At 41.9% G+C, this 23580-nt stretch carries 20 protein-coding genes; 11 read left to right on the top strand and 9 right to left on the bottom strand.

The window, feature by feature from the left end; all coding sequences use genetic code 11:
• Positions 1-43: 43 nt before the first annotated feature.
• The 5 genes from R2Q66_RS17000 to R2Q66_RS17020 all read right to left on the bottom strand — a co-directional run bounded on the left by R2Q66_RS17000 (position 44) and on the right by R2Q66_RS17020 (position 4670).
• Positions 44-1204, bottom strand: coding sequence for an iron-containing alcohol dehydrogenase (locus R2Q66_RS17000; RefSeq protein WP_316751174.1), 1161 nt, complete (start codon positions 1202-1204; stop codon positions 44-46).
• Positions 1205-1299: 95 nt separating this feature from the next.
• Positions 1300-2295: an NADP-dependent oxidoreductase gene (locus R2Q66_RS17005; RefSeq protein WP_316751175.1), complete on the bottom strand. Its 996-nt coding sequence runs from the start codon at positions 2293-2295 to the stop codon at positions 1300-1302.
• A 19-nt stretch (positions 2296-2314) separates the two neighbouring features.
• Positions 2315-2752, bottom strand: a complete 438-nt coding sequence (locus tag R2Q66_RS17010; protein WP_316751177.1) for a MarR family winged helix-turn-helix transcriptional regulator — start codon at positions 2750-2752, stop codon at positions 2315-2317.
• Between the two features lie 123 nt (positions 2753-2875).
• On the bottom strand, positions 2876-3604 hold the full coding sequence (locus tag R2Q66_RS17015; protein WP_316751179.1) for a LytTR family DNA-binding domain-containing protein: 729 nt from the start codon (positions 3602-3604) through the stop codon (positions 2876-2878).
• Positions 3579-4670 carry a sensor histidine kinase gene (locus R2Q66_RS17020; RefSeq protein ID WP_316751181.1) on the bottom strand — a complete coding sequence of 364 codons (1092 nt, stop codon included), beginning with the start codon at positions 4668-4670 and terminating at the stop codon, positions 3579-3581. The genes R2Q66_RS17015 and R2Q66_RS17020 overlap by 26 nt, the downstream gene beginning before the upstream one ends.
• A gap of 183 nt (positions 4671-4853) precedes the next feature.
• Between R2Q66_RS17020 and R2Q66_RS17025 the strand changes: the two genes are divergently transcribed.
• The 4 genes from R2Q66_RS17025 to R2Q66_RS17040 are packed head-to-tail and all read left to right on the top strand — an operon-like array spanning position 4854 to position 9449.
• A complete protein-coding gene (locus R2Q66_RS17025; RefSeq protein WP_316751184.1) occupies positions 4854-6206 on the top strand; it encodes a TolC family protein in 1353 nt (450 codons plus the stop codon).
• A gap of 2 nt (positions 6207-6208) precedes the next feature.
• Entirely contained in the window at positions 6209-7474 is a 1266-nt protein-coding gene (locus R2Q66_RS17030; RefSeq protein ID WP_316751186.1) for an efflux RND transporter periplasmic adaptor subunit, read from the top strand.
• Positions 7471-8220 carry an ABC transporter ATP-binding protein gene (locus tag R2Q66_RS17035; protein WP_316751189.1) on the top strand — a complete coding sequence of 250 codons (750 nt, stop codon included), beginning with the start codon at positions 7471-7473 and terminating at the stop codon, positions 8218-8220. The genes R2Q66_RS17030 and R2Q66_RS17035 overlap by 4 nt, the downstream gene beginning before the upstream one ends.
• Before the next feature lie 11 nt (positions 8221-8231).
• Positions 8232-9449 (top strand): ABC transporter permease, encoded by a 1218-nt coding sequence (locus R2Q66_RS17040; protein ID WP_316751190.1) that lies wholly within the window; start codon positions 8232-8234, stop codon positions 9447-9449.
• Positions 9450-9459: 10 nt separating this feature from the next.
• Here the strand turns inward: R2Q66_RS17040 and R2Q66_RS17045 are convergent, their stop codons facing one another.
• A complete protein-coding gene (locus R2Q66_RS17045) occupies positions 9460-9951 on the bottom strand; it encodes an Lrp/AsnC family transcriptional regulator (RefSeq protein WP_316751192.1) in 492 nt (163 codons plus the stop codon).
• A 131-nt stretch (positions 9952-10082) separates the two neighbouring features.
• On the opposite strand from R2Q66_RS17045, the gene R2Q66_RS17050 reads away from it, so the two are divergent.
• Positions 10083-11471, top strand: coding sequence for an MFS transporter (locus R2Q66_RS17050; protein ID WP_316751194.1), 1389 nt, complete (start codon positions 10083-10085; stop codon positions 11469-11471).
• Position 11472: 1 nt separating this feature from the next.
• Here the strand turns inward: R2Q66_RS17050 and R2Q66_RS17055 are convergent, their stop codons facing one another.
• Positions 11473-13365, bottom strand: a complete 1893-nt coding sequence (locus R2Q66_RS17055) for an ATP-binding protein (protein WP_316751196.1) — start codon at positions 13363-13365, stop codon at positions 11473-11475.
• Positions 13366-13487: 122 nt separating this feature from the next.
• Between R2Q66_RS17055 and R2Q66_RS17060 the strand changes: the two genes are divergently transcribed.
• Positions 13488-14804, top strand: coding sequence for a HAMP domain-containing sensor histidine kinase (locus R2Q66_RS17060; protein WP_316751198.1), 1317 nt, complete (start codon positions 13488-13490; stop codon positions 14802-14804).
• Positions 14805-14806: 2 nt separating this feature from the next.
• Here R2Q66_RS17060 and R2Q66_RS17065 read toward each other — a convergent pair whose 3' ends face one another.
• A complete protein-coding gene (locus tag R2Q66_RS17065) occupies positions 14807-15463 on the bottom strand; it encodes a hypothetical protein (RefSeq protein ID WP_316751201.1) in 657 nt (218 codons plus the stop codon).
• Between the two features lie 148 nt (positions 15464-15611).
• On the opposite strand from R2Q66_RS17065, the gene R2Q66_RS17070 reads away from it, so the two are divergent.
• Complete coding sequence (locus tag R2Q66_RS17070; protein WP_316751203.1) at positions 15612-16043, top strand: VOC family protein; 432 nt, start codon at positions 15612-15614, stop codon at positions 16041-16043.
• Between the two features lie 80 nt (positions 16044-16123).
• The gene (locus R2Q66_RS17075) at positions 16124-16360 is read left to right on the top strand and encodes a hypothetical protein (RefSeq protein ID WP_316751205.1); all 237 of its coding nucleotides are present in this window, start codon (positions 16124-16126) and stop codon (positions 16358-16360) included.
• A 72-nt stretch (positions 16361-16432) separates the two neighbouring features.
• Here R2Q66_RS17075 and alaS read toward each other — a convergent pair whose 3' ends face one another.
• Positions 16433-19135 carry an alanine--tRNA ligase gene (gene alaS / locus R2Q66_RS17080; protein WP_316751207.1) on the bottom strand — a complete coding sequence of 901 codons (2703 nt, stop codon included), beginning with the start codon at positions 19133-19135 and terminating at the stop codon, positions 16433-16435.
• A 118-nt stretch (positions 19136-19253) separates the two neighbouring features.
• On the opposite strand from alaS, the gene R2Q66_RS17085 reads away from it, so the two are divergent.
• The 3 genes from R2Q66_RS17085 to R2Q66_RS17095 are packed head-to-tail and all read left to right on the top strand — an operon-like array spanning position 19254 to position 23574.
• Complete coding sequence (locus R2Q66_RS17085; protein ID WP_062547648.1) at positions 19254-19589, top strand: MerR family transcriptional regulator; 336 nt, start codon at positions 19254-19256, stop codon at positions 19587-19589.
• A 53-nt stretch (positions 19590-19642) separates the two neighbouring features.
• Positions 19643-21685 (top strand): helix-hairpin-helix domain-containing protein, encoded by a 2043-nt coding sequence (locus R2Q66_RS17090; RefSeq protein WP_316751211.1) that lies wholly within the window; start codon positions 19643-19645, stop codon positions 21683-21685.
• Positions 21686-21711: 26 nt separating this feature from the next.
• Positions 21712-23574, top strand: a complete 1863-nt coding sequence (locus R2Q66_RS17095; RefSeq protein WP_316751213.1) for a ComEC/Rec2 family competence protein — start codon at positions 21712-21714, stop codon at positions 23572-23574.
• Positions 23575-23580 lie beyond the last annotated feature (6 nt).

Consider the following 23580-nt stretch of genomic DNA (forward strand, 5'->3'; position numbering starts at 1 on the left):
AAAATCAGCGGTCAAAAATGGCAGTATGACCGCCTTTTAAACTTTAATAACTCATTTCTACAATTTTCTCCACGTCTGATGGCGCAAGGGTTTTATGTTCACCCAAACCTAACCAACCTCTTTCCGTAAAGCGTTTCGCGATCTTTTGTGCAGTTCCCTCGAAATCATCGGTATATTCAGAAAGTGTTGTTTTGATTTCCATCGAATGGAAGAAATCTTCCGTTCTGGCAATTGCCGCGTTAGCGATATCATCGGTACTACCAGAAGTAATTCCCCATACACGCTGACCGTATTGCGCCAGTTTTTCTTTCTTCGCTTCAAAGTTATAACGGTAATGACTTGGCGCAATGATGGCCAAAGTTCTCGCATGGTCGATACCGAATAAAGCCGTTAACTCATGACCCATCGCATGTACTGCCCAATCGGTAGGTACACCTTTTTGAATCAATCCGTTCAGGGCCATCGTACAAGACCACATAAAGTTAGCTGCAGCCTCATAATCTCCAGGGTTTTCAATCACCTTCGGACCTACTTCAATCAGCGTTTGCATGATACTTTCTGCAAAGCGATCTTGTAAATGCGCACCTGCAGGATAAGTCATATACTGCTCCAAAACATGCGTAAAGGCATCCGTTACCCCATTTACCAATTGGCGTTTAGGGATAGATTTGATCACTTCCGGATCAAGAATAGAGAATTCAGGGAACAAACCAGGACCGCCCATAGCCAGTTTCTCCTGAGTTTCCTTGCGGGTAATTACCGCGCCAGAGTTCATTTCTGAACCTGTAGCAGGTAAAGTCAGTACCGAAGCAAAAGGCAAACCTTTTTCGGTTCTGATGTTTTGTGTCAGGATATCCCAAGGGGTATCTCCATCATATAATGCTGCTGCAGAAAGGAATTTCACCCCGTCAATCACAGAACCACCACCCACAGCCAACATATAAGTCACCTTTTCTTCTTTGATCACTTTCAGTGCCTGCATCAACACTTCATATTCAGGATTTGCAGGGATTCCAGAGAATTCCAATACTTCAAAACCTTTTAATGCATCCATTACCTGGTCATACACGCCATTGGCTTTGATACTACCAGCACCATAAAGCACCAATACTTTAGCACCTGTAGGGATTTCTTTACTTATCTTTTTTATTTCCCCTCTTCCAAAAATGATCTTGGTCGGGTTTTTAAATTCAAAATTTAACATCTTGATTGGGTTGTTTATAATTAAAATTTGACAGCTGTTATAGCTAACAGCTGTCATTTGAGTTTTATCTTTCGGTTAGCGATTCGATCCCAGGGTTAAACCTTAACGATCATTTTACCTTCATTTTTACCTTCAAAAAGATCCATAAAGGCTTGTGGGATCTGATCAAAACCATTTACTACCGTTTCTGCATAGCTCAATTTACCTTCTTTTAACCAGGTACTCATCTGTCCAATGGCCTCAGGAAACTTATCGGCAAATGCAGATACAATAAAGCCTTGCATTAACGCACTTTTGATCACCATAGTTGGCTGGATACGTGGTCCTAAATCTGGTGCCGTAGCATTATACAGTGATATTGCACCACAAACCGGGATACGTGCATACCTGTTGATATTGGCAAGTACTGCATCAGAAATCGCTGCACCCACATTATCAAAATACACATCTACGCCATCCGGACAAGCGGCTTTTACGGCAGCTTTCAGGTCTTTAGTTGTTTTATAATTGATGGCTTCATCAAAGTGGAACTTAGATTTCAGCATTTCTACCTTCTCATCCGTACCTGCAATTCCAACCACTCTGCAACCTAAAATCTTACCAATCTGGCCAACTATTGTTCCAACAGCACCCGCAGCACCAGAAACAACGATGGTTTCCCCTGCTTTTGGCTTCCCGATTTCTAATAAACCACAATAAGCAGTTAACCCGGTCATGCCCAGAATCCCCAGGTAAGCACTTAAATCTGCCGCCTTAGGATCAACTTTAAGCAAGCCTTTTCCATCATGACTCTGGTATTCTTTCCATTCCAGGTTTCCGGAAACGAAATCTCCTTTTTCAAAACCTGGTAATTTACTCTCTATTACTTCTGCAACCACACCTGAACCCATCGGTTTACCCAACTCAAAAGGTGGGATATAAGATTCCGAATCATTCATTCTTCCTCTTAAATACGGGTCTACAGAAACATATTTTGTTTTCAGTAATACCTGGCCTTCATTCGCCACTGGCATTGCTTCTTCTATAAATTTAAAATCACTTAATACCGGTTTTCCTACCGGCCTTGCGTTCAACAGAATTACTTTATTCATAGCCATTTTCTTTACAATTTTATTTTCTTAATTTTTCCAGAAGACCATTTAACAGGTCAGCATCTTCATTACCAAGGTCAAGCACCCCCTGGTCGATAATCGCTCTGGCCTCCATTTTCAGCTTCAGCCCTTCCGGACTTAGCTTAACGTATACCACACGTTGATCAGATAAGTTTCGTTCTTTTACAATTAGTCCTTTATCCATCAATTTATTGAGTAATCTGGATACATTGGGCATGCGGTCTATCAAACGATCTTTGATCAGGTTAACGGTAGCCGTTTGTCCCTCCTGACCATGTAAAATACTCAACACATTAAACTGCTGTAGTGATAAACCCGTCGGTTTTAAAGCAACTGCAATCTTATTGAGAATCCAGTTTGAAGTAAAAATGATATTTGTTGCTGCCCGCTGTTGAGGAGTTACAAATTGATGTTTTAATTCTTCTTCTATCTTCATACGTATTGGTTTTAGAGGCGCTATCAGTAGCTGACACAAAATTAACATCCATGGATTATAATTCCAAGGGACACAATAAGGGAATTGCCTAAGGAATGTCATTTTAGCTGGATCGGATCTCCTTTAAAGCCATTTTCTGAGGTAAGTATTAAAAGCCTCCTTGTGTTGTTCGGAAAGCGAAATCATCCGGTCTCCGATAAATAAGGTGTTTTTAGTAACCGCAGTAATCTGCTCCAGCGAAACAATAAAAGAGCGGTGAACCCGCATAAAATCTTTAGGAGCAAGCTTAACTTCCAGGTCTTTAAGACTAGTTAAACTGAGTATCGGCCTGTCATTATTTTTCAGGTATACCTTCACATAATCTTTCAGTCCTTCGATATAAAGAATGTCTTTCACCGCCACCCTAACCAACTGGTATTCCACTTTCAAAAAGATAAAGGCATCACCTGGTTCCTCCAGGGATTTAACTGGAGCTTTCATTTCAGCATAATTCCGTGCTTTATGGGCTGCGGTTAAAAACTCTTCGTAATCAAAAGGTTTCAGGAGGTAATCCAGTGCATCTACTTTATAGCCATCCAAAGCAAAATTATTAAAGGCGGTGGTAAAAATCACCCTTGGTCCGGTACCGCCTGGCTGATGATCTAAGAGACGAGCCACCTGAATTCCATTGAGATCAGGCATCTGAATGTCCAGAAAAATGAGATCAACCTGCTCATGATGCACCATTTCCAATGCTTTCAACCCTCCGGAAAAGAAACCTTTAAGCTCCAGAAAAGGCGTTTGTTCGATAAAACCACAAACCAACCCTAAGGCCAGCGGCTCATCATCAACTGCTATACATTTCAGTACCATCAAGAATTAGTGTTAAATGAACGATAAAGACATTGCCAGGTTCAGACTTCGCAGCTGAAAAGGTGTATTTTTCTGGATACAACAAATCTAACCGTCTTTTTGTGTTGGCTAATCCAATTCCGCCATAAGGATCTGCCAAAGCCCCCTGTTCCTTAAAAATGGAGTTTTCAACAGTCATCTCTAAGCGCTGGCCATTCATTTTAATCGCAATGCGAATCTCCGAAGGAGAAAGCGTACTGATGCCGTGTTTGAAAGCATTCTCTATGTAAGGAAGGAACAACATAGGTGCGACCATCAGCTCTTCATTCAACACCGGCTTTTCAAAAGAGATTTTCACAGTATCAGTCAGGCGAAGCCGCATCAATTCAATATAATCACTGATAAAAGAAAGCTCTTTACTTAAAGGCGTAATCCCTTGCTGCGTCTCATACAACAGGTAGCGCATCATCCTTGACAATTTATGCAGCGCTTTTCGCGAAGCTTCCACATCAACATGGCTGAGTGCATAGATATTATTCAGCGTATTGAAAAAGAAATGAGGATTGATCTGTGCCTTTAAAAAGGAAAGCTCCGAGCTGATCTTTTCTTTCTCTAAAAGTTCTCTTAGTTGTTTATCGGCCTGCCACTTCTGAATCAACGTTAAACTGGTACTGATCCCCACAATCAGGAGGATCATCATCACTAAAAAAAGATCTACGCCATCATCCCTTTTCGGCAAACGGGGAATGCCCACCTTACGGACGGCCTGCTCCATCAATAAGGGCAGGTGTAGTATATTTTCGAGAGCTTTTACCAAAGGGCCGGCGAGTAAAGCAATGGCCAGCACGATGACAATGAACAGGATGTTTTTGTTCCTGAGCAATAACCGGGGCACCAATACATAACTATTCAGGTAGAAAACTACCATTAGAATCACCAGCACCAGTCCCTGTTTAATCCAAAACTGCAAAGGCAGCCGAATATTCCAGGACAAAGGATGATAAAACAGTAAAATAAAGGCAAACAATCCCCAAAGCAAAAAATGCAGTAACACGGTAATATAGGAACGGCTTTTTAAAGAAACCATCGTCTTCAGGATTAGGTACAAATTCGATAGCACAAGGTACTGAAAGGGGAAAATAAAGTCCAAATATTGCCGTCGGCGTATTCGGCTCATTCGTCGACGTGTTTTCCCGCTCCGTCTATTCTGTTTTTTATAACGCGCAAAGAAGCGTTGATTTGGGTGTTATTAGCAGTTTAAACGCATCCTATGTCACGATTAACTTTAAAAATCCTGCTCCTCTCCTGCCTCAGCATCCCTGGTATTCAAGGATATGCACAGGACAGCACTGCCCTTCAAAACGCTGCGTTGAAAGTTATCCCTCCGGTATGGGATCTGGCCAGTTGTTTACAATATGCCAAAACCAACAACATCCAGGTAAGAAGTCTGATTCTCAACAAAAAAAGCGCGGTAGAAGATCAGCTACAAGCTAAATCTGCGGTATTACCCAATCTTTACGGCTCCGCCTCCCAATCGTTTAACCATTATAATGTGACACAAACAACGGGGAGCAACGCGATCAATACTTCGGGTTCTTATGGGCTAAACTCTTCCTGGACTTTATACAAAGGAGGTTACTTAAAGACCGACATCAAACAAAAAGAACTTTCTGTACAATCTGCCGGACTCAGTGTGCTCGAAACGGAGAACGACATTACCTTACAGATCACACAGGCCTACCTCAACATTCTGGTGGATAAGGAAAGTATTGTGTACAATCAGGACCTGGTAAAAACCTCCGAAGCGCAGCTGGGGCAATCCAGAAACCGGTTCAAAGTAGGCGCTGCCGCACAAAAAGAAGTGGTACAGTTTGAAGCACAGCTGGCTACGGATAATTACAACTTAACCGCTTCACAAAACGCAGAACGCCAGGATAAAATCACCTTAAAACAATTGCTCCAACTTCCCGAAAGCAGGGAATTTGACATTGTAAAACCGGATACCATCATTGGCAACCAAAATATCCCTGATCTGGCAACAGTACAGCAATATGCGTTGCAAAATCGCCCTGAGGTTAAAAACGCGGAACTGGGCATCCGGATTTCCGACCTCAACCTCAGTAAAGCTAAATCCGGATTCTTACCCAGTCTGACTTTAGGTGCTGGAATTGGTTCCAATTATGCAAACGACCCAAATTACAACGTATTCAAACAGATCAATAACAACTTCAATCAGCAGGCTGGATTAACCCTTTCTGTCCCAATTTTCACCAACAGGATCAACAAAACCAATGTAGCGAAGGCGCGGATAGACCTGGAACAATCCCGGTTAACGCTCGAAAACACCCGGACTACCTTAGCCCTGACCACAGAAAAAGCGCTCATCACTGCCGAAAACAGCAAAAACCAATTGGTTGCCGCAACTGAGCAATTGAAATACAACACCGAAATTTATCGCATTGCGAATCAGGAATTAAAGATCGGCGCGGCTAATATCGTCGACTTTTATCAGCAGAGAAACCTGTATATACAGGCCATGCAAGCCTATATACAAGCCAAGTATAACGCGCTGCTCGCTGCCAAAATCTATGAATTCTACCTTGGAACACCTATAAAACTATAACCATGAAACCGAAAAAAATATTCATCATCCTTGCCTGCGTCATCGTGTTATTCGGTATCTGGTATTTCTTTTTAAGGAGCAAAGAGCAAAAAGTAACCCTCAGCACAGAAAAACCGGTTATTGGCGCCATATCGACCAATGTAACGGCTACAGGAACTGTTCAGCCTGTAGATACCGTAACCGTTGGTACACAGGTTTCAGGAACCATTTCTGCCCTTTATGCCGATTTCAATTCTACCGTTAAAAAGGGAGAACTGCTGGCGGAGCTGGATAAAACCCTGATTCAATCTACCGTAGATCAGGCAAAAGCCAGCCTGGTACAGGCACAGAGTAACCGGAATTATCAGGAGGCTAATTTCGACCGCCAGAAACAACTGTTTCAGACCGGGTCTATTAGCAAGGCGGATTACGACCTGGCTTTAAACACGTTGCAAGTCGCAAAAGCCAACGTCAGTAATGTACAGGCACAGTTAAGAGCCGCAGAGCGGAACCTCTCTTTTACACAGATTTATTCTCCGATTGATGGTGTAGTCCTGAGCAGAAGTGTTAGCATTGGTCAGACTGTTGCCGCTAGTTTTAGCACACCTACCCTGTTCACCATCGCCAAAGACATCACTAAAATGCAGGTGCAGGCCAAAGTGGATGAAGCCGATATCGGAAATGTAAAAACAGGTCAGCGCTCCACTTTTACTGTAGATGCTTTTATTGACGATACGTTTAATGGCACCGTTAAAGAGATCCGGTTACAACCTTCCATCTCTTCCAACGTAGTCACCTATGCCACTTTAATCGATGCGCCCAATGACGATAAGAAGCTAAAACCCGGAATGACTGCCAATATTGTGATCTTTACCAAAGAAGTAAACAATGCCTTGCTCGTTTCTGCGCAAGCTTTAAAATTCCAACCGGATTCATCCCTTTCCAAACAGTATGAAATCATTCCTGACCCCGGACATAAAAAAGGCGGCAGAGGAGAAAGAGGTTCCCGACAAGGAAGTGCCGGAAAAGGAAATCGTCAGGGTAAATCCCCTAAACCTACCGACGGAGACGTTGTAGCCAACCCTACCGCCTATGTATGGGTGTTGGAAGGAAATAAGCTGATTCAAAAGAAAATCAAGACTGGTCTGAATGACAATACACAAGTACAGGTATTATCCGGACTTTCCGAAAATGAGGTCGTGGTTACCGGAACAAACGGGCTTACTTCCACAGCTCCGGCAGCCGCAGCAAGCAGTCCCTTTATGCCAAAAAGAGGAGGTAGACGATGACCGGCAAAAAGATCCTGGAAATCCAGAACGTAAAACGGGAATTTATCATGGGTGATCAAATCGTTCGTGCCCTCAAAGGAGTTTCATTTGATGTGAATGCAGGAGAATTCCTGACCATTATGGGCAGTAGCGGTTCGGGCAAAACCACCTTATTAAACATGCTCGGTTGTCTGGATAAACCCACCGAAGGCAGTTATATCTTAGATGGCGTAAACGTTAAAGCGCTCAGTAGGGATGAACTAGCAAAAATGAGAAACACGAAGATTGGCTTTGTATTTCAAGCCTATAACCTGCTACCCAGAACCACCGCTTTAGAAAATGTAGAACTTCCCTTATTGTATAATCCAACGATCAGTACTAAAGAGCGTCACGAAAGAGCTATCGCAGCATTGCAAGCAGTAAAATTAGACGGCCGTTTTGACCATACGCCAAATCAGCTTTCCGGCGGGCAACAACAAAGGGTTGCCATTGCCAGAGCACTCGTTAATGAACCGGTCATGATCCTGGCGGATGAGGCCACAGGAAACCTCGACACCCGAACCTCTTATGAGATCATGTCGCTGATGCAGGAACTCAATCAAAATGGTAAAACCATTGTATTTGTAACCCATGAGCCTGATATCGCTGCATTTACCAGTCGGACTGTAATGTTAAAAGATGGCCGTGTACAAAAAGACACGGTCAATCCAAATCCACGTTCCGCGAAAGCCGCTTTAGCCGAACTACCCGATTCTGATGATTATTAAATGATAAGCAAATGAAAATCCTAAACCTCATCAAACTTGCTATAAGGGCATTACAACGCAATAAATTACGCGCCCTGTTGACCATGTTGGGCATCATCATTGGTGTTGCTTCTGTGATTACCATGATGTCTATCGGTGAAGGTTCTAAACAAAGTATCAATGCTTCACTGGCCAGTATGGGTTCCAATATGATCACCATTCAACCTTACAGCAATGAACCTGGCGGAGCAAGAGCAATGGGAAGCAGCCTTAAAACACTGACCATTAAAGATGTAGAGGCCTTAAAAAACGCAGCTGATGTTGCCCTGATTTCTCCATTGGCTTCTTCCAGCGGACAAGCGATCAGTGGCGCAAACAACTGGCCTACTTCCATCCAGGGCGTAAGCCCGGATTACCTGGAAATTAGAAAAGTAGTGGTCAAAGAAGGGATTATATTTTCAGATCAGGATGTACGATCTTACGCAAAAGTATGTCTATTAGGTAAAACGGTGGTCGACAACCTCTTTCCTAACGGGGATGACCCGATTGGGAAAGTGATCCGGTTTGGCAAAACGCCTCTCCAGGTGATTGGCGTTTTGGTTCCAAAAGGAACCAGTAACTTCGGACAAGATCAGGACGACATCATCATTGCTCCTTATACCACAGTACAGAAAAGAATCTTATCTACCATCTATTTCAACAGTATCTATGCCTCAGCGGTTACAGAAGCTGCTTCTGATGCTGCAGTTGCTGAAATTACGACCATTTTAAGGGAAACACACCATCTGCGCGACAACCAGGATAACGATTTTCAGGTGCGTACCCAGGCAGAGCTGATGACCATGATGAACTCCACCAGCAGTATGCTTACCGCTTTACTAACCGCCGTTGCCAGTATTTCCCTTTTAATCGGAGGGATTGGCATCATGAACATCATGTATGTATCGGTAACGGAGCGCACCAGGGAAATCGGACTCCGGATGTCTATTGGCGCCCGTGGGGTAGATATTTTACTTCAATTTTTAATCGAAGCAGTCATGATTAGTATTACCGGCGGCATCATCGGCGTGCTACTCGGCATAACCGCAGCCATTGTCATTCCGTCAATGCTCAACTGGCCAACCGTAATTTCACAGTCTTCCATTGTTATTTCATTTCTGGTTTGCGCCCTGACCGGCATATTTTTCGGCTATTATCCGGCACTAAAAGCCTCCAGACTGGATCCTATAGAAGCCTTACATTACGAGTAAAGGTTGTTTTTTACAACAAATGATGGGTATCTTTAATGGTATCCATCACAAAAATACTCTTCGTCTGGGCAATCCCCGGAATTTCACTCAGCTTATTCATGGAGAAAGAATGAAAACTTTCCATGCTTTCCGTGACAATTTTCAGCATAAAGTCAAAATCTCCGGATATATTATAACATTCCGTCACCTCTTTAAAAGCCAATACCGCATCAATAAATTCCTGAGCTGCTTTTTTATTGTGAACCTTCAGCGAGATCTGTACAATCACAATAATACCCTTATTGATTTTCCGGTTATCCAGCAAAGCCACATACTTCCTGATTACCCCTTCCCGCTCCATTCTTTTGATCCTTTCATGCACGGGGGTTGGACTTAAATGCACTTGAGACGCGATTTCACGGATAGTAAGCTTCGCATTCTCCTGCAATAAGCGCATAATTTCATAATCTTTATCATCTAAAACCAGTGCTGCCTGGCGGACTTGTTCTGTTTGGGGAGCCATATCTAAGATCAATAACGCATTTGTTCTGTTAAATTAGGAAATAATACTCATTTGTTCTAAATAAGCAGAACTTATTTTTAGTCTGTGTTACGAAAGTTACCTTTGTAAGGAAAATTTCCTCCATCACTTTTATGACTCAAAGAAAAAACCTCATCCTTGCCATCGCTTCTATTGGTATTTTTATAGAAGCACTGGATATTGCCATTGTTAACCTTGCCATTCCATCCATACAATCAGATTACGGACTCAGCAGTGATAAGGTACAATGGTTACAAACACTCTACGTGTTGTTGTACGGGGGATTTTTAATAATTGGAGGTAAATTATCCGACCTTATCGGAAAGAAAAACATCTTTCTTGCCGGCTCTGCACTTTTCCTGATCACCTCTTTAGGTGCCGGTCTTTCCAGCTCTTTCGAAATGCTGGCTTTTTTCCGTGCCGCGCAGGGAATTGGCGCCGCATTGATTATGCCCTCCGCCTTTTCTATTGTAACCCATACTTTTACAGAACCCCGTGAACGTGCAAAAGCCATCGGTATTTTCAGTTCATTTGCCGCTATCGGATCTGGTAGTGGCCTCGCATTAGGTGGTATCATCACCACATTCTGGGGTTGGCATTGGATTTTCTTTATCAACGTACCTGTATTATTTGTCATTATCGGCCTTGCCTGGTATTACCTTGCTCCGGACGACTTAAAGAAATCGAAATCCAGACCAGACTTATTATCCGGTATCTTATTGGTATTAGTATTGCTGATGCTGAGTTATGGTGTTCATGAGCTGGGTAGAATCCGCGAACATTATATGATGCTGATCGGTCTGACCATCGCGGTTATTGCCGGCTTTAAAATCATCCAACACCGCTTAAAATCTCAACAGGAACCTTTAATAGAAGTTTCCTTATTCCGTTCTAAAGCAACTACAACGGGTATTGGGGTCTTCTTTTTACTAGGCGCCTATTTCACGGGATATATGTTTTTACTTTCTTTATTGATACAAAAAGACATGAGTTTCACTGCCGCAAAAGCAGGTGTCACCCTGGTTCCATTCAGTATTATTTCTGCCCTGTTTGCAAAATTTGCACTTCCTCCTTTAATGAGAAGGCTCAATGTATGGCAAACAGGTGTTTTTGGAATGTCTTTAATGGTAGGTGGCGCAGGGTTTTTACTCGCCTCTGTCCTGATAGACCATAATTTTATTTTGCTATTGTGTTCTGCATTTTGTGTATCCGGATTGGGTATGACGATCTGCTATACCAGTTTATCAGTGATTTCGGTGCAAGGTATTCCGCCACAGCATTACGGACTTGCATCCAGTCTGGCTTCAACCTCTTATTTTCTGGGCGGGGGCATCGGACTATCGATCCTTTCCTTATTTATCAGCAGTCATGACACCGGCAATTCAGTAAGTACAACGGCTATTCTGGTCTTGTGTATTTATGCGATTGGCGCATTAATCTGGCTGGCCTCTTATACCAAAAGACACGTTTCAGTACAGCGACCAAGCCTGGCCGCAGAATAAATTATTGACTATTGATCCAGTCTTCTCCAGACTGGATCTCTTCAAAAAACTGAATGACCACCTCAACATTGGCAAGCTCTACAGCCTTTTTCGCAGAAAACCGACAAAAAAGATCAGGGGAATTAATCCAGGCAAAATGGGTTAGCCCAGCTCTTTCTACCATCGGAAACCAGATTTCTCCCACCCATTCTGAAGCATAAGACCAGGAGCCGATTACCCCGCTGTTGTCATTTAATATCTTAGTACAGGCATTCGCTCTTAACATGGCCAACATCACCATCGCCCCATGTTGTACGGTTTCTTTGTTGTTAAAACCTGTCCAATAAGCATCTATACGATGATGTACTTTGTTATAGGTAACAGTTACGGTATCATCTTTATAATAATGATGTTTTTCGACCTGACAGTCGGCTGCTTCATATTCCTTTAAAGGAAGCCTGAAATAAAAGGTAGAACCAGCATCCAACTCACTTTCAACCCAGAAGCTGCCCTGATGTGCTTTCAATATTTCTGAACAGATAAACAGTCCCAGACCAAGACCTTCATAACGTAGCTCCTCGTTATCCACCCGGTAATATCGCTCAAATAACCGCTCCATTTCAAAATCAGCAATGCCTATTCCAAAATCCTGTACAGAAACCACGATATTATCCAACTGAATCCTTCCATTCACCAGTACTTTACCTCCATTCGGAGAATATTTCACCGCATTGGTTAAGAAGTTAATCAGCAACTGCTCGATTCTCAGCAAGTCTCCATGGTACTGAACAGTTATACTGTCCTCCAAAAGCAATACATGATCCGGAGACACTGCCTGAACCGTATCCACCGCACGTTGCATAATTTCATGGAAATTGAACTCCGATTTTTCAAAGATCATGTTGCCGGAATTGATCTTCGTGACGTCCAGTAAATCTGCGATCAGCTGCTCCAAACGAAAAATATTACTCGCAGATTTCTCCACAAAACCATGTAATTTCTCTGCATCACTCGTCCTTTTCATCAATTGATTAAAGGCTTTTATAGCGGTTAAAGGGGTTTTCAATTCATGACTGGCGATAGCCAGAAACTCATCTTTGCGTTGTTCATTTGATTTCTGAACGTCAATATTGGTATTTGTCCCCATCCACATTTTCAGTTCACCACTTTCTATCAGTGGAATCGCCTTTCCTAAATACCATTTATATTGTCCGTCGGCCATTCTAAGGCGAAATTCTACGGTATATTCAGAATTCTGACCTAAGGCATAACTCCATGCCCTGATACAAGCAGGAAGGTCATCCGGGTGCACGAAAGACTGCCAGGCCAGCCCCCTCAATTCAGCTAGGGTATATCCAAAATCACGACAACAGATTTCATTCACATAACTGATGATGCCATGGGCGGTACCTGTCCAAACTTGTTGAGGCATGGAATTCAGCAAAAATTCAAGGTGTTTTTCACTGACCACAATTTTTTTCTCGCGTTGCTCTACTTTCTTGCGCTCTGAAATCAGATTGCTGACGTCAAAACTGTACTGAATAATATACTGGATGGAGCCATTTTCATCCAGGAATGGCGTATGTGTCGTATCCCAATATCTGGAAATGACGTTCCCTTTATCATTTGGATCCGGCAACGCTAATCTCAATAATGGCAACTGGTGTGCTTGTCTGGTTTCCACAACCCGTTGAAGAGAGGCAGAGAAGCCCAATTCATATGGAGTTAGCGGATCCTGGGGGAAAAGTGTTAAGAAATCACGTCCTTTGATGTCTGCCCTGGTTAGCCCTTGCGCAGCTAAATAAGCATCACTGGCGGTAAGCACCGTCAATTCAGGAGAAAGCACCAAATATAAGCCAGGCACTGTTTCATACGTTTTTAAAAGGGCAGCAGGCAGTACAACTAATTGTTCCATAATGTGATATTTTACCCCTTACAAGACTCATACCACGAATGCTAAATTTTACCTAATTCAAAATCATTCCCTATAGCGCTATTATTTTCTACAACATCAATTACTTTGCTTATTTTTAGGTAATGATTCCAGAAAGCATCACCCACATTCTCAACGGCTTAAAAAGACTGGTTTATTTACTTATCGGGCCAAGCGAACATTTCAAACTTGAAAATCAGGTTTTTAATGCCATCTGTCTACTTGCTATCCTCATTATCGGGTACGATGTGCCCTTTAATTATTACAATGGCATGGAAACAATTGCAGCGCTGTTTGCCGGAGTACTGCTCGCATTGATTTTCAGCTACTACCTTTCCCGGTTCAAAAAGAAGTTCAGATACAGTATTATTCTCTCTTCCCTACTGGTTTTACTGGCCTTAGGAAGTATATATTTTTTAAATAACGGGATAAAAGGACCATCGTTACTCTCTTTGTCCATCGCGTTTTTTATGATTATGATCATTTCTCCCAGAAATCAGTACTGGTTCTGGTCTATTCTTTGTCTGACTACAGGCTTAGGTTTACTATTCTTTGAGTACAAAAATCCAGGTCTCATCCAGGATACTTATAAGGATAGAGCGGCCGTTTTTGCAGACATCGCTTCCTCTTATATCATTACGATTGTGGTCACATTTATGGGCTTATTTTATCTTAAAACTGCTTATTATAAAGAGAAGCAGGATGCGGAGGCGAAAACCGCAGCACTGGAACGGATGAACTATGAAAAGACAAAATTCTTCTCTATCATTGCGCATGACCTTCGCGCTCCACTCGCTTCCATACAAAGCTATATGGAACTTTTTCGCATGGATATCCTGACTAAAGAGGAGAAAGAAATGATGGATAAAAAGTTGAGCAATGCCATCTGCGGTACACAGGAAATGCTGGACAATATGCTTTCCTGGTCCCGCGCAGAGCTCAACGAAGGAAAAGCATTAATGGGCGTTAATAAGCTGTATGAGGCACTGGATTCTGTAATTATGATTCAAAAAGCCGCATCAAAAGAAAAACAGATCACCCTTACTGCTGAAATTGACCCTTCCCTGGAGCTGTTTTCCAATGTACACATGCTGCAACTGATTGTCAGGAACATCATTGGCAATGCAATCAAGTTCACCCCTTCAGATGGTTTGATAGAACTGAACGCCAGCCGGTATGGGAAAGATTGTTTAATTGCCATCCGCGATACCGGAAATGGTATTCCCGAAGAAAATAAATCAGAAATATTTACGCTGAAAGCACAGTCAACTTTCGGCACAGCCAATGAAAAAGGGATCGGCCTCGGATTATTCCTTTGCAAAGAATACACCTTGGCTCAGGGAGGAAAAATATGGTTTGAAAGCCAAAAAGGTGAGGGAACTGTTTTTTATGTATCCCTCCCCCTTTCTATGAATACCTAAAATCAGGAGATATTCAGTTCCTGATCTTCCGCTGTGCCATTATTGAAAACCATTTTTATAGGAAATGATTTTGCCTTTTGTGTGGTAGGATACCAATCCCTATCCTGATTTACCAGGATTAATAAACCATGATCGTCACCCAAAACCGTAAAATTATCCTGCGCAGGTTGCTTTTCATATACCTCCAGGTCGTATTTACCCATTAGCGTTTCTGCTAAAAAGGCAACATCCTCAGACACCAGTCCGATTTCAGTAATGGCCAATATAGAGGAGCCGTCAAACGGAAGGTCAGATTCATTGTCCAGGTCGTAACGGCAAATGAATTCCAGCAGGTTTTTATTATTATCATGGAAATAAAAGGATTTCGCATTCCACAATTCGAAGTTAGAAAAGTCTGATTCCGGACTTAAAGGAATCACTGGAGTTCGTTGCTTTAACCATTTGTAAGCCTCCATCAATTGGTTCTTTGGGATATCAAACGCAATATGATAAACGGGTTGCACTGCTGTGGTGACTTCAAATGAAAGTTTGCTGCTACCCAACATAAAAGACACTTTATTTTCGGTTTTCTCCAGGGTAGAAATATTTAATATCTGATTGTAAAACGTTTCCGTTTCTGCTAACTGACTGGTAATGACTTGTAATTCCTTAATCTCCATAACACGGTTCTTTTTGTACAGAACAAAGCTAAGGGTTAATGGTTAGGAAACATTGCAACAATAATATATATCCCCAATTATTGGTCGATTCCAAATATTCTATTACCTTAATGGAATGATCTGTTAACCAGTTAAAAAGGAGAAATTTATGTCAAATGAGACCACTTCAGTAAAACCGATAAAAATTCAGGGATTTACCCCTTTACTTTCGGTTTTCAATATGCCCACATCAGTACGTTTTTACCGGGATTTACTCGGTTTCGATCTGGTAGAAGCTTCTGAAAGCCCTGAAAGACCGGATAATTTCAAATGGGCAAGATTGAGCCTGAATGGAATAGAACTGCTGCTGGAACCAAGAGGCGAAAAAACATGTCCGAAACCTGCCACTGCTCATGACTGGCTGGACCGGCACGATATGTCCATTCATTTTGGCTGTTCGGAATTAGATCACGTTTATGAATATCTGCAATCTAATGGTGTGGATGTAACCGCGCCAGCCAGTACTTCTTATGGGTATAAAGCTCTATATGTTAGAGATCCTGATGGATTTCCCCTGGTATTTCACTGGCCGGAAGCATAGGTCGAATAAACTTTGCTTTGATTGATTTGAAACAAGCGAGCACAATCTGCTGTTATGGATATATACTTAAATATGCAACTATGGCTATCCCAAAAAACCCTGAAGACAATGTGCCCATCGATGACGCTGTAAATTCAGAAGCTGATGATCAGCAAAGTCAGAAAGACATTCATTCTAATGGCTTCGATGAAGATTTTGATAAACCAACAGAGATTGAACAACCTCCGATAGGTTTACTTAAACAAGCATTTGAGGCCTCTGAAGCCGCTTTTACATTAGATGTAGATAAAGGAATTGCCCCGAAAAAAGGATCTTAACAACCGTAATTAAATAAGAAAACTCCCTGCATAGTAGATGTACTTTGCAGGGAGTTTTTTGCTTTATATTATTTATGCTGGAATTAACGCTTCTACTTTAGTTAGAACCGCAGCTAAACCATCCTTGTTCTTACCACCTGCGGTAGCGTAGAATGGCTGGCCACCGCCACCACCCTGGATATCTTTAGCCAGTTCTCTAACAATGTTTGAAGCATTCAAACCTTTGCTTTTAATCAGATTTTCTGAAAGCATCACCGTAATCCCCGGTTTGTCATCGATCAAAGTAGTGAATACTAAAAACAGATCATCTACTAAATCTTTCACAGCGAAAGCCAGATTTTTCACGGCATCCGCATTCGGAAGATCTACATGCGTTGCAATCACATTTACCCCATGAATGGTTTTAAGGTGATGAACAATTTCATGTTTTAAGTTTGCACTCTGCTCTCCTACTGCTTTCTCCGCTTCCTTTTTCAGCTTTGCATTCTCTTCCAATAAAGAAGAAACCGCAGCTTTAAGGTCTTTATTCCCTTTCAATAAGGTTCTCAGCTCATTAAGCTCTCTGTTTTGTTCTAAGATAAAAGCTTCAGCTTTATCCGCTGTGATCGCTTCAATACGTCTCACACCTGCCGCCACTGCACTTTCAGAAATGATTTTGAAGTATCCAATCTGTCCGGTTGCCTTTACATGAGTACCACCACAAAGTTCTTTTGAATAGTGGTCATCGAAAGTAATAACACGTACAAAATCACCATATTTTTCTCCGAACAAAGCGGTAACACCACTAGAAATTGCCTGCTCGTAAGGCACATCTCTTTGTTCTTTCAATGGAATATTTTCTCTGATCTTTTGATTCACCAAATGCTCTACCTGTGCCAGATCCTCATCGCTGATTTTCGCGAAATGCGAAAAGTCAAAACGTAAGTAATCAGGATTTACCAGGGAACCTTTCTGGTTCACATGATTTCCAAGCACCTTTTTTAAAGCGGCATGTAGTAAATGCGTAGCCGTATGGTTATCCTGCGATAATAAACGCTTGTCTTCGTCTATAACTGCCCAGAAAAGACCATCTAAATCTTCTGGTAAAGTATCCGTATAATGAACGATCACCCCATTCTCTTTCTTCGTATCCGTAACTTCTACAAAGAACATTCTACTGTGGTCTTCCAATCTACCGGTATCACCAACTTGTCCACCGCTTTCCGCATAGAAAGGTGTTTTGCTCAATACAATCTGGTATTGCTCTTTCCCTTTTGCAGAAACTTTACGGTATTTTATAATTTTCGTTTCGACTTCAAAATCATCATAACCTACAAACTCCGTTTCCAGATCAGAATTTACCATGATCCAGTCGCCGGTATCTACTGCCGTTGCTGCTCTTGATCTTTCTTTCTGTAAGGTTAAAGCTTTATTATATTCATCCATATCAACAGTCCAGCGCTTTTCTCTGGCCATCAATTCCGTTAAATCAATAGGAAATCCATAAGTATCATTCAGCTCGAAAGCGAATTCTCCGGAAATCACCATCTGGTCTTTTAAGATGCTATATACCCAGTTATCATCAAATGATTTTTCCGTATCAATGGCATTTTCAGACATCAAAAACTCCCCTTGTTTCTTGGTATAGGCTTCAAAACGTTGAATTCCTGTAGCCAAAGTTCTCAGAAAGGAAACTTCTTCTTCCAATACTACTTTCTGTACGAAATCCTGTTGTAAGAAAAGCTCATCAAAAACACCTTTAAACTGATTGGCTAAAACTGGCACCAACTGGTTTAAAAATGGTTCTTTTAAGTTTAAGAAAGTATAAGCATATCTTACTGCACGACGAAGAATACGACGGATCACATAACCAGCCTTATTATTAGAAGGTAACTGACCATCCGCGATTACAAAAGATATCGCACGGATATGATCTGCCATCACACGCATAGCGATGTCGGTTTTCTCATCAGTACCATAAACAACACCAGAATGTTCAGCAATAAACTGAATCATTGGCTGGAAAACATCCGTATCATAGTTAGAAGATTTCTCTTGTAACACACGTACCAAACGTTCAAAACCCATTCCGGTATCTACGTGTTGTGCTGGCAATGGCTGCAATGAACCATCTTTAAGACGGTTGAACTGCATAAATACATTGTTCCAAATCTCAATTACCTGAGGATGGTCTGCATTAACAAGGTCTTTTCCGCTTACTGCGGCACGCTCTTCTGCTGATCGGCAATCCACATGGATCTCTGAACAAGGACCACAAGGTCCCATATCACCCATTTCCCAGAAGTTGTCTTTTTTATTTCCTAATATGATGCGGTCTTCCGGAACAAATTGTTTCCAAAGGTCATAAGCTTCCGTATCTCTCGGCAAACCTTCTTTCTCATCTCCCTCGAAGATAGACACATATAATTTTTCCTTAGGGATTTTGTATACTTCTGTTAAAAGTTCCCAGCTCCAGGAAATGGCTTCTTTTTTAAAGTAATCTCCAAAGCTCCAGTTTCCTAACATCTCAAACATGGTATGGTGATAGGTATCAATACCCACCTCTTCCAGGTCATTGTGTTTACCGGAAACACGTAAACAGCGTTGTGTATCTGTTACGCGTGGATATTTGATCGGTGCTTCACCCAGAAACAAATCCTTAAACTGGTTCATTCCCGCATTGGTAAACATCAATGTAGGGTCATTCTTTACTACAATTGGTGCAGACGGAACAATATGATGTTGTTTTGATTCAAAAAATTTTAAGTATGCCTGTCTGATTTCCTTAGCTGTCATCCTTCTCTATATTAGTGGTGAACAAAATTAAAATTTTATTGCGGTATTCTACTAAAATCCCTTTACATTTGAACACTTTATATAAATTCCGTAAACCACTAATAATCAAGATCAAACTATGCCTTACAAAGAACGGGAAATTAATAAAATGTATTATACGATGGGTGAAGTCACCGAAATGTTTAACGTAAATGCATCTCAGATCCGCTTTTATGAGAAAGAATTTGATGTACTACAGCCTAAAAAAAACAAAAAAGGTAACCGTTTATTCACTCCTGAAGACATTGAAAATCTAAAGATCATTTTCCACCTGGTAGATGATAAAGGCTTCACACTTAAAGGAGCGAAGGAACACTTAAAGAACAATACTTCCGAAGTAAAAGAAAACCAAAAGATCATCGCTTCTCTCGAAAAGTTAAAAGACTTTTTACTAAAGTTAAACGAAGAGATATAATTTAATTATTAAATAATTCTTATTTCAAATAAATAATATAGTGATTAGGCAACATGATGTCCTACTCACTATTTTTTTGCTTAATATTTATACTCAGTTGCTCAAGCCTTCCGGTATTCGCACAGGAAGAAGAACAGCTCAAAGAATGGAGGGAGCACCTTGCCGAAAATGGAAAGGAAGAGGAAGACCTGTCCGACTTTGAAGCGCAGCTGGATTTTCTCCGGAAACACCCGATAGACCTCAACCATACCAACGCAGAAGAACTGAAAACACTGTACCTGCTTTCTCCCCTTCAGCTCATCAGCTTTTTTCAGCACCTGCTGATTAATGGAAAATTGCTGGACCTCCTCGAATTACAATCTATTTCCGGCTTCGATCCGGAAACGATCTCTAAAATACAACCCTTTGTTACCCTTCATCCAATCACACCTTATGCCGCCATAAAGCTTAAAGACCTGTATCGGGAAGCTGAACAGCAAATCTTAGTACGATATGGCAGAACCCTGGAGCAACAAAAAGGTTTCAGGGATTTACCGGGGAGCAGATACCTAGGCTCCGCAGATAAGCTGCTACTGAGCTATAAATACCAGTACCAAAAAATTGCCGCCATCTCCCTTTTAATGAAGAAAGATGCTGGTGAAACCATAGGACGCAGTAAATTACCTGTTGTTGATTTCCTTTCCGGGAACATTGCGCTCTTCAATTACAAGCGCATCCAGAAGCTGGTTCTAGGCGATTACACCCTGCAATTTGGGCAGGGACTTGCCCTTTGGTCGGGGTTTTCGCTGGGTAAGGGGCCGGATGTAACCAGTGTTGCCAGTAAAGATCTGGGCTTAAAACCTTATACTTCTTCCAATGAAAGTGCTTTTTTCCGGGGGATTGCCGGCACCATTCAATTGCCGGAAAAGCTCTACCTGACACCATTTTATTCTTTCAGAAAACGGGATGCAAGTTTAAAAACCGATGCCACTGAAGAGCTTACCTTAACCACCATATCAGAAAGCGGCTTACACCGGACAGCTTCCGAGATCCGAAACAGAAAGCAGCTTTCGCAAATGGTTTATGGCGCGAGCTTACAATATCTGAGCAATCCGCTAAATCTGGGCTTCTCCGCTTACCATAGCCAATATGGGCAAGCTTTCCGAAGAGAACCAGACAGTTACAGGAAGTACCGTTTCGAAGGCAGGAGGCTAAATAATTTCGGCCTGCATTATCAGACGGCCTTTCAGAACATTTACTTTTATGGAGAACTCGCCAGGGGAGTTCCGGGTGGATGGGCGGGATTGCAAGGCGCAATGACCAGCCTTTCCAAAACGATTTCACTGGTGCTGCTGTACCGGAAGTACGACAAAGATTACCATAGCTTTTTTAGTCAGGCAATAGGAGAAAACACGGAAACCAGCAATGAAAAAGGCTGGTACCTCGGTTTAAATTACCTCCCCAATTCACACTGGAAATTTGCGCTCTACATCGATTACTTTAAATTCCCGGAGAAAAAATATAGGGTAGACACGGCCTCTTCCGGATATGAGACCCTGGCCCAGATGGTTTATACGCCTTCCAAACAGTTAAAAATAACCACGCGCTTTAAAACCGAAAAAAAGCAACAAAACTCCGCATCAATAATTCCGCTACGGTCTTTAGATCAAGTCCGGAAAAGCAGTTTCAGGCTCGAAGCAAATTGGAAACTGAACCGCAAGTTTCAGTTTCAGCAACGGCTGGAACTAATCCATTATCAACAGGGAAGGCAGCTCAAAGAATTAGGCTACCTACTCTATCAGGACCTGGATTATACGCCAATGCAATCCAAAATCTCCGGCAATATCAGACTGGCTTATTTTAACACGCCTTCTTATCAGTCCCGCATCTATGCTTATGAAGCCGATGTGTTGTATGGATCGGGTTCCGGAGGGTATTATGGACAGGGCATCCGCAGCTTTTTAAATCTTCGCTACCGCTTACTAAAAAAACTGGATATCTGGACGCGCTATGCCCTCTTTTATTACCCACATCAAAAAATGATAAGCTCCGGTCTGGATGAAATTAAGGGAAATAAAAAGTCTGAACTCAAGTTATTAATCCGCCATCAATTTTAACAAAAATCCGCCAACCATTTTAAGACATGAGCAGCCCGGAAAAACCACTACAAGTGTTCCCCAGAATCCTTCTCCCCTACCTAACAGGCCTGGTTGTCTTTTATCATTTCAGATATGAGGGTTTTATAGCTGTTTTTATATTTATCAACCTGGTCTTATTAATCGGATTGTTCCTGCTCAACTGCCATTATCTAGAAATTAAAGCCTATCGTTTTAAATCATGGATAGGACTGTTATTTCATTTATTTTTATTCTTTTTCGGTGGACTAATGTGTTACCACCATCAAAGCCTGATCAAACCAGACCATTTTTCAAAATCACCCACAGCCAGTTATTTAAAAGTTCAGGTGATCAATGAGCCGCAACGAAAAGGCAATATATTAAGATTTAAAGTGGAAATTGAAACAGTTTATCTACAGGAAAAGCAAAGTCAACAGTCAGATAAGCGCTCCAGAAACAACCCTTTACGCGCAAAAAAGGCTTCCGGAACCCTGATGATTGCCATCAAATCAGATCCGAAACAACCTTTAGTAATCGATTATGGAACCACCTTACTGGTTCCTGCCCGCTTTACAACGATCAGTCCACCTTTTCATCCGGCACAGTTTGATTATCAAGCCTGGCTGGCTTCACAAAACGTGCATCACCAAAGCTTTTTATTGCAGCACCAAGTTTTAAAACTACGCCCAAATTCCGGAAACAGGTTGTTTACATTTGCGATAGCCCTCCGCGCTCAACAAATAGAACGGTATAAAAAGTTGCTCAAAGACAGCACCTCTGTAGGATTGGCCTCCACACTTATCCTCGGTTACCGTGCAGAACTCAGTAAAGAAACATTGGATACCTATGCTAAAACCGGCACCATCCATGCGCTTTCTGTTTCCGGGATGCACGTAGGGCTGATTTATCTTATTATAAATCACGCGCTTGCTTTCCTAAACCAGAGAAGGGTCTGGAAAAAAACCAGGCTATTCCTCATCCTTGGCTTGCTGTGGTTTTACGCCTTACTAACCGGATGTACGCCTTCCGTGCTACGTTCAGTCATCATGCTCTCTATACTTTTAATTGGACAAACGTATTCCAGATCTACAAACAGTTATAATATCCTATCGTTTGCCGCCTTTTTTATGCTGCTCTATGATCCCTTCCTAATCTGGGATGTAGGCTTTCAACTATCCTTTATGGCTGTGCTTGGTCTCCTATATCTCCAGCCCAAATTACAAGAGCTCTGGCCGGTAGACGAGAACCAACAGGACTACTGGAAGCTCAAAAACACCTGGTCTTATAAATTATGGGGCATGATCTCCATGTCTTTAGCCGCACAACTATTCACCTTTCCTTTATCCATCTATTATTTCCATCAATTTCCGCTTTACTTCCTGCTGAGTAATCTGTTTATCCTGATTCCAATCACCTTAGTTCTATATCTGGGGATTTTACTCCTGATTCCCGGCCTTGACTTCCTCGCACCGGCGTTGAACTGGCTGATTCAATTCAACAATTCCGGATTACAATACCTGGCGGCGCTTCCCGGGGCTAGCTTAACCGGAATATGGATTAATAAATTAGAGTTGATACTCCTTTCTGTATCTCTAACTTTAGGTCTACTCGCTTTAGTAAAATGCAACTGGAAACTACTCCTCGCTACTTTTACCGTTTTTTTACCGCTGCAACTTTCCATCAGTCTAACTACAATCAAAAGATATCATCAGGAACTGGTGATCCATTTTAACCTACCAAAACACAAAGCTGTAGCTTATCTTTTTTCTCATCAGGCCACTGTTTATACCGAATTAAAGCAGGAAGACCCCACTTTCCGATATTTTATTCAACCGGTATTAGATTACCATCAAATCCGGTTTGTAAGTATCAAATCATTCCCTCCTTAATCTTAC

This window comes from Pedobacter gandavensis (genome assembly GCF_032677645.1).
Lineage (GTDB): Bacteria > Bacteroidota > Bacteroidia > Sphingobacteriales > Sphingobacteriaceae > Pedobacter > Pedobacter gandavensis_A.

Coding starts and splice junctions, on each gene's coding strand:
- R2Q66_RS17070 (WP_316751203.1), top strand. CDS start 15,612: ATGTCAAATGAGACCACTTCAGTAAAACCGATAAAAATTCAGGGATTT.
- R2Q66_RS17015 (WP_316751179.1), bottom strand. CDS start 3,604: ATGGTACTGAAATGTATAGCAGTTGATGATGAGCCGCTGGCCTTAGGG.
- R2Q66_RS17050 (WP_316751194.1), top strand. CDS start 10,083: ATGACTCAAAGAAAAAACCTCATCCTTGCCATCGCTTCTATTGGTATT.
- R2Q66_RS17085 (WP_062547648.1), top strand. CDS start 19,254: ATGCCTTACAAAGAACGGGAAATTAATAAAATGTATTATACGATGGGT.
- R2Q66_RS17010 (WP_316751177.1), bottom strand. CDS start 2,752: ATGAAGATAGAAGAAGAATTAAAACATCAATTTGTAACTCCTCAACAG.
- R2Q66_RS17060 (WP_316751198.1), top strand. CDS start 13,488: ATGATTCCAGAAAGCATCACCCACATTCTCAACGGCTTAAAAAGACTG.
- R2Q66_RS17055 (WP_316751196.1), bottom strand. CDS start 13,365: ATGGAACAATTAGTTGTACTGCCTGCTGCCCTTTTAAAAACGTATGAA.
- R2Q66_RS17075 (WP_316751205.1), top strand. CDS start 16,124: ATGGCTATCCCAAAAAACCCTGAAGACAATGTGCCCATCGATGACGCT.
- R2Q66_RS17035 (WP_316751189.1), top strand. CDS start 7,471: ATGACCGGCAAAAAGATCCTGGAAATCCAGAACGTAAAACGGGAATTT.
- R2Q66_RS17065 (WP_316751201.1), bottom strand. CDS start 15,463: ATGGAGATTAAGGAATTACAAGTCATTACCAGTCAGTTAGCAGAAACG.
- R2Q66_RS17020 (WP_316751181.1), bottom strand. CDS start 4,670: ATGGTTTCTTTAAAAAGCCGTTCCTATATTACCGTGTTACTGCATTTT.
- R2Q66_RS17025 (WP_316751184.1), top strand. CDS start 4,854: ATGTCACGATTAACTTTAAAAATCCTGCTCCTCTCCTGCCTCAGCATC.
- R2Q66_RS17040 (WP_316751190.1), top strand. CDS start 8,232: ATGAAAATCCTAAACCTCATCAAACTTGCTATAAGGGCATTACAACGC.
- R2Q66_RS17000 (WP_316751174.1), bottom strand. CDS start 1,204: ATGTTAAATTTTGAATTTAAAAACCCGACCAAGATCATTTTTGGAAGA.
- R2Q66_RS17090 (WP_316751211.1), top strand. CDS start 19,643: ATGATGTCCTACTCACTATTTTTTTGCTTAATATTTATACTCAGTTGC.
- R2Q66_RS17005 (WP_316751175.1), bottom strand. CDS start 2,295: ATGAATAAAGTAATTCTGTTGAACGCAAGGCCGGTAGGAAAACCGGTA.
- alaS (WP_316751207.1), bottom strand. CDS start 19,135: ATGACAGCTAAGGAAATCAGACAGGCATACTTAAAATTTTTTGAATCA.
- R2Q66_RS17030 (WP_316751186.1), top strand. CDS start 6,209: ATGAAACCGAAAAAAATATTCATCATCCTTGCCTGCGTCATCGTGTTA.
- R2Q66_RS17095 (WP_316751213.1), top strand. CDS start 21,712: ATGAGCAGCCCGGAAAAACCACTACAAGTGTTCCCCAGAATCCTTCTC.
- R2Q66_RS17045 (WP_316751192.1), bottom strand. CDS start 9,951: ATGGCTCCCCAAACAGAACAAGTCCGCCAGGCAGCACTGGTTTTAGAT.